General features: G+C 43.1%; 1 protein-coding gene. It reads right to left on the bottom strand.

Annotated elements, in window-relative coordinates; genetic code table 11:
* Positions 1 to 764, bottom strand: a 764-nt coding sequence (locus tag ACESZP_RS17935; protein ID WP_499709952.1) for a sensor histidine kinase, incomplete at its 3' end; no start/stop codon positions are given.
* Position 765: the final 1 nt, after the last annotated feature.

The raw sequence follows: 765 nt of genomic DNA, 5'->3' as shown, positions 1-765 counted from the left end.
TTATAAAGCCGTTCAAATATGTGTTTCAAATCGTCTTTCTCAATTCCTACTCCATTATCCGCCAGCAGCAGCTCCATGTTATTTTCCTTCTTTGACAGGACAATTTTGATTTTGTCTGCATGGCTGTGAGCGATTACATTTTGAATGAGATTGTTGACGATCCTCATATAGCTGTCCATATCCAATCTTACCCGGACAGGCTGTTCGGGAATATCAATGTCATAATCAACCTGTTTATCCTCAAAAATCGGTATCCAGTCAATCAGGATATTTCTTGTCAGCTCTGCGGCCTCAACGCTCTGGATTTCCAAAGCAAACTCATTGGAATTTAACTTGAACCAGTCAAAGAGCACATCAATATATTCTTTCAGATCATGGGCTTTCCGTCGGGCGGTTTCAATATAATCATCCCGGTCTTTTCCTGTGACCAGTCCTTTGTGTGCAGCGTCAAGATACCCAATCAGAGTGGTAAGGGGTGTCCGAACATCATGGGAAAGGCTCGTCATAAGCTGGCGGTTGGTTTCTTCTGTCTGCCGTACAGTTGAAAGTCTGCTTTCATAGGACACAACAATCTCATTGATTTCATAGGCAAGAGGTGCTGTCAATTCATTTGTTGCAGACAGAATACGCCGGTTGCCATTTCCGTTTTTCACATCAACCAGCACATCGGTCATTTCTGCGATTTGTTTTTTTACGCGCCGAACGAGAACGATGGAAGTCAGCACAGCCACAACAGCAATCACAATGGACAAGAAAACGATGATT

It is taken from the genome of Candidatus Dorea massiliensis AP6 (assembly GCF_964245105.1).
Lineage (GTDB): Bacteria > Bacillota > Clostridia > Lachnospirales > Lachnospiraceae > Laedolimicola > Laedolimicola intestinihominis.
This window is presented reverse-complemented; position numbering and strand designations above follow the sequence as displayed.